The 15,635-nt window shown below is 31.5% G+C and carries 9 protein-coding genes; 3 read left to right on the forward strand and 6 right to left on the reverse strand.

Going from position 1 to position 15,635, the window contains the following annotated elements:
• Window positions 1-40 precede the first annotated feature (40 nt).
• Window positions 41-1,060 carry a threonine aldolase family protein gene (locus LNQ49_RS20465; protein ID WP_229990868.1) on the forward strand — a complete coding sequence of 340 codons (1,020 nt, stop codon included), beginning with the start codon at window positions 41-43 and terminating at the stop codon, window positions 1,058-1,060.
• Between the two features lie 182 nt (window positions 1,061-1,242).
• Here LNQ49_RS20465 and LNQ49_RS20470 read toward each other — a convergent pair whose 3' ends face one another.
• The gene (locus LNQ49_RS20470) at window positions 1,243-1,563 is read right to left on the reverse strand and encodes a YbaB/EbfC family nucleoid-associated protein (protein ID WP_129537871.1); all 321 of its coding nucleotides are present in this window, start codon (window positions 1,561-1,563) and stop codon (window positions 1,243-1,245) included.
• 137 nt (window positions 1,564-1,700) lie between these two features.
• On the opposite strand from LNQ49_RS20470, the gene LNQ49_RS20475 reads away from it, so the two are divergent.
• Together LNQ49_RS20475 and capA are read left to right on the forward strand one after the other, a co-directional pair.
• A complete protein-coding gene (locus LNQ49_RS20475) occupies window positions 1,701-3,761 on the forward strand; it encodes a S9 family peptidase (RefSeq protein ID WP_229990869.1) in 2,061 nt (686 codons plus the stop codon).
• Window positions 3,762-3,832: 71 nt separating this feature from the next.
• Entirely contained in the window at window positions 3,833-4,873 is a 1,041-nt protein-coding gene (gene capA, locus LNQ49_RS20480; protein WP_229990870.1) for a cysteate synthase, read from the forward strand.
• A gap of 297 nt (window positions 4,874-5,170) precedes the next feature.
• Here the strand turns inward: capA and LNQ49_RS20485 are convergent, their stop codons facing one another.
• Genes LNQ49_RS20485 through LNQ49_RS20505 form a run of 5 tightly spaced genes read right to left on the reverse strand, consistent with a single transcriptional unit; the run spans window position 5,171 to window position 15,632 of the window.
• Window positions 5,171-5,734: an SUKH-3 domain-containing protein gene (locus LNQ49_RS20485; RefSeq protein ID WP_229990871.1), complete on the reverse strand. Its 564-nt coding sequence runs from the start codon at window positions 5,732-5,734 to the stop codon at window positions 5,171-5,173.
• Window position 5,735: 1 nt separating this feature from the next.
• A complete protein-coding gene (locus LNQ49_RS20490) occupies window positions 5,736-6,608 on the reverse strand; it encodes a YwqJ-related putative deaminase (protein ID WP_229990872.1) in 873 nt (290 codons plus the stop codon).
• Window positions 6,608-7,135: a hypothetical protein gene (locus LNQ49_RS20495; RefSeq protein ID WP_229990873.1), complete on the reverse strand. Its 528-nt coding sequence runs from the start codon at window positions 7,133-7,135 to the stop codon at window positions 6,608-6,610. The genes LNQ49_RS20490 and LNQ49_RS20495 overlap by 1 nt, the downstream gene beginning before the upstream one ends.
• On the reverse strand, window positions 7,132-13,137 hold the full coding sequence (locus LNQ49_RS20500; protein ID WP_229990874.1) for a fibronectin type III domain-containing protein: 6,006 nt from the start codon (window positions 13,135-13,137) through the stop codon (window positions 7,132-7,134). The genes LNQ49_RS20495 and LNQ49_RS20500 overlap by 4 nt, the downstream gene beginning before the upstream one ends.
• A gap of 50 nt (window positions 13,138-13,187) precedes the next feature.
• The gene (locus LNQ49_RS20505; protein ID WP_229990875.1) at window positions 13,188-15,632 is read right to left on the reverse strand and encodes a TonB-dependent receptor; all 2,445 of its coding nucleotides are present in this window, start codon (window positions 15,630-15,632) and stop codon (window positions 13,188-13,190) included.
• Window positions 15,633-15,635 lie beyond the last annotated feature (3 nt).

A 15,635-nucleotide genomic window follows, 5' to 3' on the forward strand; every position in this document is an offset into this window, starting at 1 on the left:
GTAATTTTGTTGGACAAAAATAAGATATAGTTTTTAGAATATGGAAATAAATTTAATTAGCGATACAATCACCAAGCCTAGTATTGAGATGTTACAATACATGTTCAATGCTCAAGTAGGAGATGATGTTTACAAGCAAGACCCAACGGTTATTGAACTTGAAGCTGGAATAGCAGCAATGTTTGGTATGGAAGCAGGGTTATTTTTTCCATCAGGAACTATGGCAAATCAAGCCGCAATAAAATTACATACACAACCAGGAGAGCAATTAATTGCTGATAAATATGCACATGTTTTTAACTATGAAGGAGGGGGAGTTTCGTTTAATAGCGGCGTTTCTTGTTGTTTATTAGAAGGAAATCGAGGTATGATTACTGCTGAGCAGGTTGCGGAAGCAATTAATGATCCAGAATTTTACCATAGCCCACTTACGAGTTTAGTATGTGTAGAGAATACAACTAATAAAGGAGGAGGAGCATGCTATGAAATTGAAGATTTAAAGAAAATAAAACAAGTTTGTGATGCTAATAATTTAAAATTCCATTTAGATGGGGCAAGAATTTGGAATGCCTTAGTCGCTAAAAGACAAGACCCGAAAGAATTTGGTAAATTATTCGATACTATTTCGGTTTGTTTCTCTAAAGGATTGGGAGCTCCTATTGGTTCAATGTTATTAGGTACCAAAGCTGATATTAAAAGAGCGTTGAGGATTCGAAAAATGTTGGGTGGAGGAATGCGTCAGGTGGGGTATTTGGCAGCTGCAGCTATCTTTGCTTTGGAAAATAACTTAGAAAGATTAGCAGACGATCACCGTAGAGCCAAAGAGATTGCTGCTGTTTTAAGCACAAAACATTGGGTTGCTTCTATAGAGCCTGTAGAAACTAATATTTTGATTTTTTCTTTGCAACCTAATTTTAGTGAGCAACTTTTGATAGAAAAATTAAAGCAGAAAAATATTTCGATAAGTTCAATGGGACATGGTAAACTCCGAATTGTTACTCATCTTGATTATAGACAAGTAATGCATACATACGTTTTAGAAACGTTGCAGAAATTATAAGATGTAAATTGCGAGATGTGAATTGTAAAAAGGTAGTTTAATAAAATTTTAAACTGAGTAGTATAAACTATTTAGTAGTAATTTTTAATAAAAGAACTATAATTTATAAAGTCAAAAGAAGGCTTTCTATTCAAAATAAATGACATCTCCCAATTTACATTTCACATATCACTTATAAGGTGTTATTTAAACAAATTATCCATTCCAGGAATCATCGGCATGTCCATTTTTGCAACAGCATCAAGTTCAGTCTGGTTAACATCTGTAGCTTTTTCTATAGCTTTATTTAATGTTACAATTAGATAATCTTCTAATTGCTCTTTATCTTCTAATAAAGAATCTGCTATTGTAATTGATTTTATTTTTCGGTTAGCTGTCAAAGTAACTTTTAACAATCCATCAGCACTTTGCTCATCTATTAAAACCGTATCCAATCGTTTTTTTGTATCTTCTATTTTTTGTTGGGTTTCTTTAAGTTTTCCCATCATTCCCATTAAATCCATTTTCGGTTATTTTTAAATTATAGAACGAAATTACTAATTCAATTTTAAAATCAAGTGTTAATTTACATAAAAAAGAATTTAGTTACGCCTTCGTTTATATTATTTTTGTAAATTCATTTTAAATTAAAATTCAGAAAATGCCAAATAAAATTGCTGCTCCAATAGCTAAAGAAATTCCTAAGTCGTTAAAAAAACATAAAGAAGTTAGAATTGATAATTATTTTTGGCTGAATGATAGAGAAAACCCCGAAGTCATTGACTATCTAAATCAGGAGAATGCCTATTACGAAAGTATGACTGAACATACTAAGGATTTACAGAAAGCATTGTACGAGGAAATGAAAGCTAGGATTAAGGAAGATGATGAGTCGGTTCCTTATTTTTATAATGGATATTTTTATATTACTCGTTTTGAAACAGGTAAAGATTACCCAATTTATTCCCGAAAAAAAGGAAATTTAACTGCTGATGAGGAAATTCTATTTAATTGTAATGAACTATCAGTAGGACACAACTATTTTAAATTAGGTGGACTGAGTATAAGCCCTGATAATAAGTTTATCTCATTTGCACAAGATATAGTAGGAAGAAGAATCTATACAATCCAAATTAAAAACTTGGAAACTGGTGAAATTTTTTCTGATAAAATAGAAAATACAACAGGAGCTTCAGTTTGGGCAAATGACAATAAGACTATATTTTATACCAAACAAGATGAGGTGACATTACGCGCTGATAAAGTCTTTAAACACAAATTAGATACTGACTCGGTTAATGATGTTTTAGTTTTTGAAGAAACTGATGATACCTTTAATGTTTCTATAGGTAAAGAAAAATCACGAAAATATATTGTAATTAGTTCAGGCAGTACATTGACTACTGAATATAGAACATTGAACTCTGACGATCCAGATGGAGAGTTTGTTGTTTTTCAACCCCGCGTTCGTGGTTTAGAATATAGTATTTCGCATTTTGAAGATCATTTTTATATTTTAACCAATAAAGACAAGGCAACTAACTTTAAGTTAATGAAAACGCCTGAAAATGCTACTGGGAAGAAAAATTGGAAAGACCTTATTCCGCATAGAGAGGATGTTTTATTAGAAGACATTGAAATTTTTAAGAATTATTTGGTTGTTGAGGAGCGTTCGAATGGCTTAAACCACATTCGAATTATGCCTTGGAATGGAGAACCAGACTATTATTTGCCTTTTGGAAGCGAGACTTACAGCGCTTTTACCACTACTAATATTGATTTTGACACTGATATTTTACGTTATAGTTACCAATCTTTGGCAACACCTTCTTCGGTTATCGATTTTAATATGAAAACGAAAACAAAAGAAATTCTAAAGGAACAACAAGTCTTAGGAGGAAAATTTGATAAAAACAATTATATCGAAGAACGCATTTGGGCTACGGCTACAGATGGTGTGAAAGTACCTATCTCAATAGTTTACCGTAAAGGATTGGAGAAAAATGGTAAGAACCCGTTATTGCTTTATGCTTATGGTTCATACGGTATGACAATGGATACTTATTTTTCATCAACCCGATTATCATTACTAGATAGAGGTTTTGTTTTTGCAATAGCACATATTCGTGGAGGAGAAGATCTAGGAAGACAATGGTACGAAGATGGTAAATTATTAAAAAAGAAAAATACCTTTACAGATTTTATAGATTGTTCTAAATTTGTAATCGAACAAAAATACACTTCTCCAGAGCATTTATATGCTGAAGGAGGCTCTGCTGGAGGGCTTTTAATGGGGGTTGTTGTTAACTGGGCTCCAGAGTTATACAATGGAGTAATTGCTCAAGTACCATTTGTTGATGTTATGACCACAATGTTAGATAGTAGTATTCCGTTAACTACAGGAGAGTATGATGAGTGGGGAAATCCAAATACAAAGAAATATTACGACTATATGTTGTCATATTCACCATATGATAATGTTAGTGCTCAAAAATACCCTAATATGTACATTTCTACTGGGTTACATGATTCTCAGGTGCAATATTGGGAGCCAGCCAAGTGGGTGGCTAAATTAAGAAATAAAAAAACGAATAATAATTTATTATTCTTAAATACTAACATGGATGCGGGGCACGGTGGTGCTTCCGGACGTTTTGAAGCTCTAAAGGAACTAGCCAAAGAGTTTAGTTTTTTATTAGATTTAGAGAAAATTAAAATGTAATTAGAATTTTTTTGTTAAATTTGCATCCTGTCGAGGTTAATTTAAAAATACCCTCGATTAACTATTTTTTTATGAAAGAAGAAATAACTGCTTACAACAACGTTTTAGAATTAATAGGTAATACACCTCTTATTAAACTAAATAAAATCACAGAAGGGTTAGAAGGTAATTTCTATGCAAAGGTAGAAGCTTTTAATCCGGGACATTCCTCAAAAGATAGAATCGCATTATATATTATTGAAGAGGCCGAAAAGAGAGGGATTTTATCTCCAGGAGATACAATTATAGAAACTACTTCCGGTAACACAGGTTTTAGCTTAGCTATGGTTAGCATTATAAAAGGTTATAATTGCATTCTAGCTGTTAGCTCAAAATCATCTAAAGATAAAATTGACATGTTGCGTAGTTTAGGTGCCAAAGTATATGTTTGCCCTGCACACGTTTCTGCTGATGATGAGCGCTCTTATTATAATGTTGCCAAAAGATTGCATGAAGAGACTAAAGGTTCTGTCTATATTAATCAATATTTTAATCAATTAAATGTTGATGCACACTACAACACTACAGGACCAGAAATTTGGGAACAAACAAAAGGTCAGATAACACATCTTATTGCTTGTAGTGGAACTGGAGGAACAATCTCAGGAACTGCAAAATTCTTAAAAGAGCAAAATCCAAATATTCGAATTCTAGGAGTTGATGCTTTTGGATCGGTATTAAAAAAATACCACGAAACAAGAGAATTTGATAACAAAGAAATTTATCCATACCGTATAGAAGGTTTAGGTAAAAATCTTATCCCATCAGCTACAGATTTTGATATCATCGATAAGTTTATAAAGGTTACCGATGAAGAAAGTGCACACTCAGCTAGAGAAGTTACTAGAAAAGAAGGTTTATTCGTAGGATACACATCTGGAGCAGTAATGCAAGCAATTAAACAATATGCAGAAGAAGGTGAGTTTACTAAAGATAGTAATATAATAGCAATATTTCCTGATCACGGTTCACGTTACATGAGTAAAGTATTTAGCGATGATTGGATGAATGAACAAGGATTCTTTGACAGTGTCAATGAAGAAGAAGTTCAAAAAATTGAATTCGTAAAGTAGTAGATAATACACTTATATATTAAAAAACTCCAGATGCTTCTGGAGTTTTTTTGTTTTAGAACTTGCTTGTTTGACTAGTATTAAAATAGGTTGACAAGTTTTACAATGTTAATTAAAACCAGTGAGTCTACTTCACTAGTTTTTTGATATACAAAGTTAGGTATTTTCATTTTTAAACTTAAATGAGGTCTTTTTTTAAATTATTTATTCATTTTCAACTGTTAATCAATAATATGTATTTTTCGGTATGTGCTAAGAAAAATAAAATAAAACTGATTCTATTATTGTCCATATTTTTCACCAAGGGTTTTTTTTCAAAATTGGATTGATAGGAAGGGCGTGATTCAATTCTTTTCCTATTGGAGCCATCCATTCTAAATTATGTTCATTAAAAATAGCAATATCTCTTATACCAAATGTTATTTTAGCAAGAGCATCAAAAGTTTCATCAGAAATCCAGATAAGTTGGGGTATGGAATCAATAACATAAAAATTCCCATTTTCATCCATTAAAACAATACTTTGTTCTATTAAGTCAGCAATGGGATACAATTGAAAGCCAATTAATGTTGAATAATAATATTCTAAATCATTATTTTTTGTTAAATCAATTTTCTTATCCAATTGATAAGAGTTTATATAATAATTATATAATTTTGTATCATTTAAATAGGAGGTATCAGTATTTATCGTTTCAAGTTTGTCTTCAGCATGAATTATTAAATTACCAAATTCACAGAGAAAATCTTGAACCTTTTTTGGAAATATTTTATATAAAATAGTGTTTTCTATTTGGGCTTTTATAGTTCTATTTTTATGCCATCCAGCTTCATTTAATACAGTTGTTAAATTATTATTCATATTATTCGATTTTTATATTAACATTTACTTTTATTTCCTCTATTCCGAAGAAATCTAAAAATGGATTACAACTTAAGCAAGCTGGTTTTATCTCTCCAATTTCAGCAATAATAGTTTTATTTTTTGCGCCTTTATTTGTTGTCTCAAATGCAATTGATTTTGTCCCTTTTAAAACATCTCTGGCCTCATCTTTTGTCTTAATTTTTATTTTTGTTCTTTTTTCGTATTCATATAACCATTTAGAAATAGCCTCAGGCTCTGCACATTTTCCATGTTGTCCTCGTCTTATTAATTCTTCAGCGTTTAGAGAAGGGTTTTTAAACCAATCATATACTAATGGATGGAGACTTTCAGGTAATTCACCTTCCTTTAACCCTGTTTTGTTACTCACAGCAGAAGTGAATTTAGAGTCTTTTAATAAAATACTACCTGCTCCTGGTTTACTACTATTTGACATTTTTGCTACTTCATCGATTATCTTATTTCCTTCAGTATATACAATTGAATTTTCTGTAGTCGATAATCCTGGAATATCTCTGATTTTTGATTCACCGAGTAATTTTATTTCTGTACTTTGAATATTCTCTAGCTTTTTCCACTTCAAATACCCACCAACGTCATTAATTTCATCAAGATTTTTTGCAACCAGACTAAGTTCTTCTACATTTTTGGTTAGACCAGTTTTTTCATTATAGAGTACTTTCCAGGAATCAAAAGCCTTTTGCGGGTCTTTTTCGGCAAAAGCTACAAGTTTATCTGATGTATATAGGTCATCTTTAAAGAACTTTATAATAGTTTCACATTGTGCATTTACGTTTAAAAATGCAAACAATATGATCCATAAAGTTAAATATATTTTTATTTTATTTCTCATTATCTCTTGTTTTTGATTTTTGCAATTATCTCATCTGTGAGAAGTGGATTTTCCCATATCCCCAATATATAAGTGATATCTTCTCCTAGTTGATCTTCTCCTGCTGAGCGCGGTTGGTCTTCTAATTTCCACCGGTTGAATTCAATTATTAAGTATTCTTTTTTATCCTCTTCAATCAAAAAAACATTTGCTGACCTCTTGTATAGAGGATTATTTTTTATTATGCTAGTAAAGTACCCTTCATATTCAGGACTTTCTTGGATGTCAAATTGGTATGTTTTTGAGAGGAAAAATAATTCTTCCTTATTAAAATATTCATTTGTCTGTACATAGGGATTTGCAATCAATCGTTTCATGTAAATTGACCTATTTCCAGAAGATATAACCTCTCCATTTGAATTTATAAAGCGTATTGTAGGGCGAATTAATTCCTGTTTAATTTGAGCTATTCCTTCTGCTATAACTTTTTCTGATCCATCACCGTATTTTTCGGTTTGAATACAATAAAATTTTTCTATTAATTTCATTTACAATCAATATTTTTTATTAATTTATCTACTCTAAAAGTTAAATCTTCTATATCATCTACCCATCTTCCTCCTCGAAAAACGGAGCGCTGAACAATATCATAATGTATTCCATTTATAAAAGCCTCATCGTGGAATTTCATAGTAGAAGATTCAACTTGTTTTGCTAATCCTTGTTGTGAGACACCATTTTTATTTTTCCAAGGTATTGCATCTCCATATCTAAATTTTAAACCGTCTGCTTTTTTTATTCTAAATTTTATATATACCATTCCTTCTTGTATATCTTCTAGTAAGGCTCGTGAATCATAGGTGAAAGGTATATCAATTTTATTATATTCATCAAGTTTTACAGGACTCGCAAAACCTCCACCTAATTCTATTACTTCAGTAACTTTGCCATCTGCTTTATCCACTCTTGGATTTTGAAAACGATCAAACAAACCACCATTTGCAATAATTTCAGAGGGGCCTAGTTCCCTTTCAATTTTAACGAATCCGCTATAAGGTGGCCAACCTCCATTTATTAAGTTTTTTGGATCTGCATGGAAAAAATTATATAGCCCATCCCAATCTTTGTCGCCCCATAATTTATATGCTTCAACTTTTTGATTCATGTTAGCAGATCCTACCGTTGTCTCAAACGCTTCAAAGGTACCTCTATTTAGCTTTTCAATTCTCGAGATAGTGGAAAGTTCATCTATATTTTTTACTCCTTTAATTCCCCATTTTTTCCATAGGTCAGCAAGTTCTAAATTTGTATTAAATTGGTTTAATATTTTTTCATCTTTATACAATAAGATAAATTCATTAACAAGCTTATCATCTTTCCAAGCTATTAGTTTTGATTTTAAATTAACGGGAAAGTTTGCTGGAAAAGTAACCGTATTTTCAATTACTTTTTCCAATTTAAGCTTTCCAATTGCTTTATTAAGTATTGCAATGTTTTCTATTTTCCCAGTGACTTTTAGGTATTCAATGTCTTTATTTATAGTTATAATTATTGCTTCCTTTGTATCTTTAGAAAGTTGATTAAATTCTCTAGCAGGGAATTCTTCATTTATATATTTAGCAAAATCTAGTGAGTTTTTTTCTACCTGTACCAGTGTTTCTGTCAATGCACCAGTTCTTAGTGCATCTTCAATAGGCAAGGCAGAAATTTTTGTCCATTTGTTCGGCATTGCTAAATCTGTAACAGACAATACTCCTGTGGCTAAACTTGCTCTGTTAAAGAAAGTGGCTAACTCAGGATTGGTTTCTCTAAAAGCTGTGCCAGCCATGCTAGAAATTGAACTTATTTTATCAGCATAAAAAAGTGCTCTACCTAAGGTTGTAAATTGACCACCTGGTATTGCGAGCGTAATTACATCTACTGACGTTTGAATAATATCACTTTGAGTTTGTTCTCTGCCGACTTCGCTTGCATAATGTATTATTATAGCAGGAACAGGTAATTCTGTGATGTGGTTTTTATCTTTATAGGCTTTAAAATCCCCTAATAAATCTTGTTCTGAATAGTTTTTAAATAAAATTAAGTCAAAAGGTAGATTTGTACTTTTTGATTTTATTTTATTATTAAATAAACCTCTTTTTATATTTTGCTCAATTGTAATTCCTCTTGACTTTGCATCGTATGAAGTTGTAACTGAATTAAATTTATCCGAGTTCTCATCATATTCATAAAACATTCCAATGACCAAATCATTTGAAAAACTATTTTTCATGTCAGACCAACCTCTTCTAAAAATATTTTGATAATCATGTTCTATAATTTTAAACTTAGAATCTTTAACAGATAAATCATTTATAGAAAGAGTTGCATATTTATCATTAATTGCTTTGTAATCATTTTTAAAACGATTACTTTTTAGATAATATTGATAAAATACTTTCATTAATTCTTTTCTATTATTTCCAGAGAAAAGAAAGTTACTATCATTTACTTTTTCAAAAAAAACATACCATAGAGGGAAGTCTTTTTCAACTAAAGGACCTGGGCTTAATCCCATAGGAGTTGAAACAGTTGACGTTATTTCCATCTTTTGATTATGAGTTTCTAATAAACTAATTAAAACGTCACTGTCAAATTTGGCATATTTTATAATGTCAACTATAATTTTTTCTTCCTCATTGCTCCATAAATTTCTCTTTAGTAAGATTTGAACAAGTTCTAATGCTTTGTTTGATTCTAATTTTTGGAATTCTAACTCAGTAGCTAATTTTAAACATGCTATTTGTTCTTCATTTATAGAAGTTATTTTAGTATCAAATAAAGTCTTTAAACATTCATTGTTAAGTTTAATTTGCTCGTTTAACGAGGTATCAAAATATTGAAAGTATTTCTCAAAGTATTTAGATTTATTATTGTCATTAAATCTTACATTGATAAAATCATATTTTTTAATGTTTCCTCTCCATCCTTCAGGGTTACTGCTTTCTGTTCTAAAATTTTCATTCCACTTGTAGGTAATTGTATTTCCAATAGGTGAATATATTGAGGAAGTGGGTTGGGTATAATAAGTATCAGTAAATCTCTCAAAGAATTTAGGATAAACAACTCGCATCTCGGCTATTTTATTTACCCATAATTGTTCAGGTTTTCCAAAATGAGTTTTTAGCATTTCTTGGGTGTCTTTATTATAACACCAAGAACATACGCTTACATTTGCTTTGAGTTCTTTATTTAAAGGGACTAAGAATTTGGTAGAGTATGGTGATATTTTATTTATAAAATCAATAAGACTTAAATCGTTCGTAGCCCCACTTTTATATTGAGATAGAGTTTCGTGTTCAATTGTAGGATTTAATGATAATTTGAATATTGCATAATTTGAATTTTCGTTAATCAATGGATAAATGAATCCATTTACTTTACTGAAATCAGTTAAATCTTTATATACTTCGCCATTTTTATTTACATATCCTTTATTTGAATCGATTATATACTCCAGTGATGTTTTTTCATCAATCTTTAATGTAAAACGTTCTAAACTACCTGTTTTAGTATTATTATTGTATGTGTTATCTTTAGGATTATTTCTATCGCCTGTAACTGACCCATAAGTGAATTCATATTTAATTAACTTGTCCTTAGGTATAGAGACTATTTGTCCTTGGCTTGTTATAAAGGATAATGTTTTCTTATCTAAATTTAAAAAATCATTAGGGATTTCGATTGATGTTACAATATTTTCACCAGCTTCATCTCCTTGAAACAGATATAATTGCAGTCCTGGAGCATGAAGAACCTGCCAATCATTGTGACTAAATTCCGTTCCTGTACCATAATCCATTAGTAGATCAGTAGGAGAGGTAGTTTTGTATTCTGTGAACGGGTGTTGCAATCCAAAAACACCATGTCCTAATTCGTGTGCAATGGTTTTTGTAGTACTGCCTTTGTCTTCTTCTTTATCTGTTGCTTTACTAAATATGAATCCAAATTGGCGTTTTAGTGGCATAAAACCAGCTAAACCTTTAGATGAAGGAATATTTGTAACTAAAACATAATACGAATCTTTTTCGTAGGTTATTTGTGTTTTTATGTAAGCTATTATTGCCTGTTGTTCTGCAGTATATTGTGCTAGCCATCCACTGTCACCACATTCGATAGTATTTTTAGGGTAATAACTGCTAGGTAAATTTACATTTTGAGTTGATACATTAAATTTAACTCCAGCTTTGTTGTATATGGCATTAAGATCATTTTCAACATTAGTAATTGAAGCGTTATTAATGCTTATTACTTTTAGGTTAATGTTTTTTTGAGATAGGTGCCACATATTCATGGTTCCTGCAATATCATAGTTTCCTGCAATTGCTTTCGGATCTTTCGGATCTTTTGAAGCAGTAGGTTTTACAGTTGCAATAATGGTTTCTTTAGCAAAATCTAAAGTGCGTTTTACATCTATGGTTGCTGTATTACCAGACCAAGTAGATTTTATCTCTGTTCCGGTTTGGGTTTTAAAGACGATATCGTCTTTAGTTTTTCCATTTTTGAATGTTGCAGTTGCAGTTACAATATCTGTACTATTTGGGCTATCAGAAATTGCTTTGTAACTTACTTTATATGGATTTCCATTTTTTTGCGGAATTGTTTCGTATGTTTTACTCAGGTTACCGTTATCTGTTGCAGGAGCAACATCAAAAGCATAAAATCCATTGCCTTTAGAAAATAGAATGGTAACATCCTCAGAAGAGATTTGTGCTACATCTCCACCAGAACCCATTCCATTTGTATTTTTAGATGTAGGTATTCCTCCAGGAGCTAATTGTCCTGTTTGTGCAATATCTCCAGGAGGTGCATTTGGAGGAACTGCATATTGTTTACCATCTTTATCGGTAAATATTATGTCATTAGCTGTTTTAGGCTCTATAAACGAGACACCATCTGGTCCAGTTACAGTAATAGTACCATCTGGATTTTTTACAACTTTGTCGATGACAAATTGTATGTCTTTCTGTACAATATTACCTATATCACCAAATACATCATTTATTAATGGATCTAAATCACCTACACCGCTCCATGTAGGATCATAACTAGCTATTATTTCTCCTGAAATTAACTTGAAATCGGTATTAACACCAATATTGTTAAATGTAATTCGGATGCGGGAGAATTTTCCAATATTGGTTTTTTCTCCACCCAATGCATCGGCTGCATCGATGAGTTTTCGGAATTTCTCTAAGAATGGTAGTGTTACGTAACCATCTCCCGAAAATGTACCGTTACTACCTGAAGAATGCAGTACTACAATAGGGAAATCACCTGCTGTAACAACATCATTAGGGAAAAGATCTGGTAAAGGAGTTTTATTGGCTAAATCATTCGGATCTGGTTTTATTCCGCAGCCTACAAAAGCAATTTCATCACTAGCCATAGTGGTGAATTCTTTAGTGTTACTATGCGTATATTTACCTAAATCGCAAGAAGCTCCTACAGTATACTCGTAAGTAGTATTGGGTTTTAAATTACTTATTGTTGCATATTCACGTGGGGTAACTAATTTATACCATTCTGAGCTGGCATTCTTTTCACGGTAATTTACTTGGTAATCATAATTGGCAATATCGCCACTCCAAGTGATTTTAGCTTGATCTTGACTTATACTCGTAGTTTCTATTGCAAGAGGTGCAGTACAAAACACTTCGTAGGTAAAAGAATAAATTTCGCTATAGCCATTGTTTTTAAATACACCAACCTCTTCAGCATTTGCGAGTGCTTTTGCTTTTATTCTCCAAGCATATCTTCTTCCAGGGATTAGTTGAGGTTCAGATAGGCTATATTGTAATGTTGTGGTTCTTGTAGTAGTGGTATAAAGAGGAGGAGAGTAGGCAAAGGCATTTTGTACTGGAGTGTATTTATCCCAGATTTCTACCAATGCGAACTCATATTCTACATTGCTTACATTTATTTGGCGCGGTGTCCAGCTAAAAATAATATTCTGAATATTTTGCTGCATAATCGAAGCATTATTCAGTGGTAGATTAAGGAATGGCGGATCGTTTTGGAAAATAATGGTAGTAACGCTAGTCTTGCGAGACAATTTTTTGCCAGTTGCAAAATCATATACTTCTACTGAAAAAGAGTAAATACCTTCAGGAAGTGCTTGTGCATATTGATTTGGATTAATTCCTTGTATGTTTTGAAACTGGAAATAAGGTGCTAAATCTATATTAGTAAGTTGTAATGGAAATCCTCCTTCAAGATGAAGTGGTCTTGCTCCAACTACGAAATCATTGGTAAGAAAAGAAATTCCGTTACCTTGAAAATAGCATTTAAGTCGTACTTGACGATTAGAAATCGTTAAATCGTTAAGAATTAATTGCACTTTTATTGGACTATTTATAGTCGTAGCATCAGCATAATTACTTAGGTAAATAGGTGATGGCTGTGTAAGTTGTGTACTTATCGTAACAGGAAATGTTTGTGCTGTACCTGCAAAAGCCAAAAGCAAGAAGCTAAGGGTTATGAATAGTTGTAATCGTAGTTTTTTTAACATCTGGGTAATTTATTTGTAACTATTATACTTTTAGATTTTTAATCTTCTTACTATTTTAATTCAATTTCATCGTTGACAGCTTTTTTGACAGCCAACTGATGGTAAAATGGAATTATTTTTTCTTCTAATCCTTCAATAATTTCGATATCAGGCTTTTTATTAGCTATCATATCAAAAACTGAATCAACTTCTTGTTTACTGAAATTTGCTATCGTTTCGTTTGTTTGTAAATCTTTTGCTGGTATTTTAGCAAGACTTGAGAATTCACGAAGCATCCATCGGTGGTTGGTAAGCTGTTGTTGGTTTTTATTACTTCTTTCAACAAGTTTTAAATACGCATTGTAACTTACTTTATCTGTAACATCAGTACTGTTTACTCCGTGCATTTTATGATTGTTTACTTTTCCTATGGCATTTACATATGAGTTTTGGATGCTTTCGTCTTTACGAGTCATTTCTTGATGTAGTCTTTTACAAACATCCGATAGTAATGAATTGTATTGATTTATTGCTTCTTTATCCAAGGTGAATTGGTCTAAATAGTCTAACACTTTTTCTTTAAATTCCGCATCATCCAAAGTCATTCTTGCAACGGTTAGTAAATGATCCAAGTTGGTTAATTTACTTGTTGGTATAGGATTGAGTTGAAGTTGTAATTCTTCTAATTGCTTTATTATTTCAGATTTTGTCCCTTCTAGAGCAATATCCTTGGAGTTGATTTTTAGTCTATTATCTTGAACTAGTTTATCTTTAGTTTCTATTTTATCTTCTTTCTTATTAGCTCGAAGTTTGATTTTATCAAAGGAATAGCTGTATGAAAATGTAGCTGTGATATCATTGTTTTTTGTCGTTGTAGAATTACTTAGAAGTGTAATTGCATTTAAGCCAAAATTATGCTTTTCCATATAGATATAGGATCCGTTAAGGCGTATATTAAAGACATCATTTTGTTTATCACCATTGTTGTAACTTGTGTTATAACTGCTCGAAAATGAGGTGTTTAGTTTTCTGTCAAAGAATAGTTTTGTTGCGCCAATTGTTGGTCCTATGATTAGATTTTTCCCTGTGTCCATTTTGCCTACAGTACTATTTAATGAAGCTGTTAGGTTAAGTGATTTTTCTGGAAAGCCTAGTATGTATGAAAGTCCCGAATTATAAAAAGTGGTAGCTCCACCAGCAATTGTTTTACCTTCTTGTTGGTTTACGGCATCTTGAAGGCTAAAATTAGCATTAATTGCTTGTTTTATTCTTTTATCATTTTTAAGCAAATAGTTAACCGCAACTGTAGCATTTTGATTGACTTGTCTGAAATTTAAAGTATCTAAATATTCATAATCTGAAGTTTGATTGATGTAATCAAATTGATTGCGACTATTGGTATAAGATTGGAAATTTGAATAATTAAAATTAATATTTAATTTCTGATTTGCTCTAAAATCGGCTGTTATGGATGAAACCAATCGTTTCATCTGACTTTGTTTTTGTTTCTCTAAATTGTCTTTTTGGAGTCCCAGATTCAGATTTAAGCTCAGTTTATCTTTGTACAATGTTTGAGATGCATTTACAGTAATGTTTTCTAAATCATTATTAAAATAATAACCACCCAATGTTCTGTAATTAGGATCTATCCGTTCATATCCTAATCCTAATGTCCCTTTTCCTGCGGGATAAACTAGTTGTCCTTTAAAAGCTTTATAGCTTGTGGTGGTGGTGTTTGAGTTCAAAAACAATGATGAGACACTTTTTGCTTTGCTACTTGATGTTACTCTTGAATCTTCAGTAATACTACTATTAGCAAATTCAGTTACAATTTGTAATTTATTAAAAAGCTTAAATGAGGTTTCAAAACTTATAGCTGCATTTTCTTGTGGAGTTACACCTAGTTCAAAAGGAATAGGGGTAGACAAAGAACTCATTTGATCCTTGGCTTTAAAAAAGGTAAGTCCAAGATTTACTTTTTCTAATTGGTACTGCGTTTTAAAACCATAACCGTATCTTTTGTAAGTAGGCACTAGCTCTTTATTGATTTCATCATACTCGCTACTTCGAACTAATCGCCCATACATGGCACTAACTTTGAATTTGCCTTGTGGAGTTAAGTCAATCCCGAAACCCGTAAACTGATGTCCACTTAATGTGTAAGGAGAAAAAGTCATACTCACATCACCAATATGAGCAGTAATCCATTTATAAGATGGATGTATGCTTAATCGATTCATTAATACAGGTTTGTTATAACCAAATTTTTGACTGGTATAAGAAAAGGAAAATGGCAAATTATATAAATTAGCGATATTTATATTTATGTTTCCGTTGAGGAAATAGGTGAAAGGATCTCGTACCGCATTACCAGAATACATCACTGCATTAGCAGATGCTCCTCCAGTAACATTTACTAATTTGGCTTTGGTTACTTCTTGAACATTGAAATTTTGGGAATATCCAAATGTACCTGCAAGCAGTATGATAAAAAATAATATTCTTCTTAAATTCATTAT

The sequence above is a fragment of the Flavobacterium pisciphilum genome (assembly GCF_020905345.1).
Taxonomy (GTDB): Bacteria; Bacteroidota; Bacteroidia; order Flavobacteriales; family Flavobacteriaceae; genus Flavobacterium; species Flavobacterium pisciphilum.

What these genes read in the sequence shown, in the direction of transcription:
- LNQ49_RS20490 (WP_229990872.1), bottom strand. Translation starts at nt 6,608, where the DNA reads ATGAGAAATAAAATAAAAATATATTTAACTTTATGGATCATATTGTTT.
- LNQ49_RS20500 (WP_229990874.1), bottom strand. Translation starts at nt 13,137, where the DNA reads ATGTTAAAAAAACTACGATTACAACTATTCATAACCCTTAGCTTCTTG.
- LNQ49_RS20470 (WP_129537871.1), bottom strand. Translation starts at nt 1,563, where the DNA reads ATGGATTTAATGGGAATGATGGGAAAACTTAAAGAAACCCAACAAAAA.
- LNQ49_RS20475 (WP_229990869.1), top strand. Translation starts at nt 1,701, where the DNA reads ATGCCAAATAAAATTGCTGCTCCAATAGCTAAAGAAATTCCTAAGTCG.
- LNQ49_RS20495 (WP_229990873.1), bottom strand. Translation starts at nt 7,135, where the DNA reads ATGAAATTAATAGAAAAATTTTATTGTATTCAAACCGAAAAATACGGT.
- capA (WP_229990870.1), top strand. Translation starts at nt 3,833, where the DNA reads ATGAAAGAAGAAATAACTGCTTACAACAACGTTTTAGAATTAATAGGT.
- LNQ49_RS20505 (WP_229990875.1), bottom strand. Translation starts at nt 15,632, where the DNA reads ATGAATTTAAGAAGAATATTATTTTTTATCATACTGCTTGCAGGTACA.
- LNQ49_RS20485 (WP_229990871.1), bottom strand. Translation starts at nt 5,734, where the DNA reads ATGAATAATAATTTAACAACTGTATTAAATGAAGCTGGATGGCATAAA.
- LNQ49_RS20465 (WP_229990868.1), top strand. Translation starts at nt 41, where the DNA reads ATGGAAATAAATTTAATTAGCGATACAATCACCAAGCCTAGTATTGAG.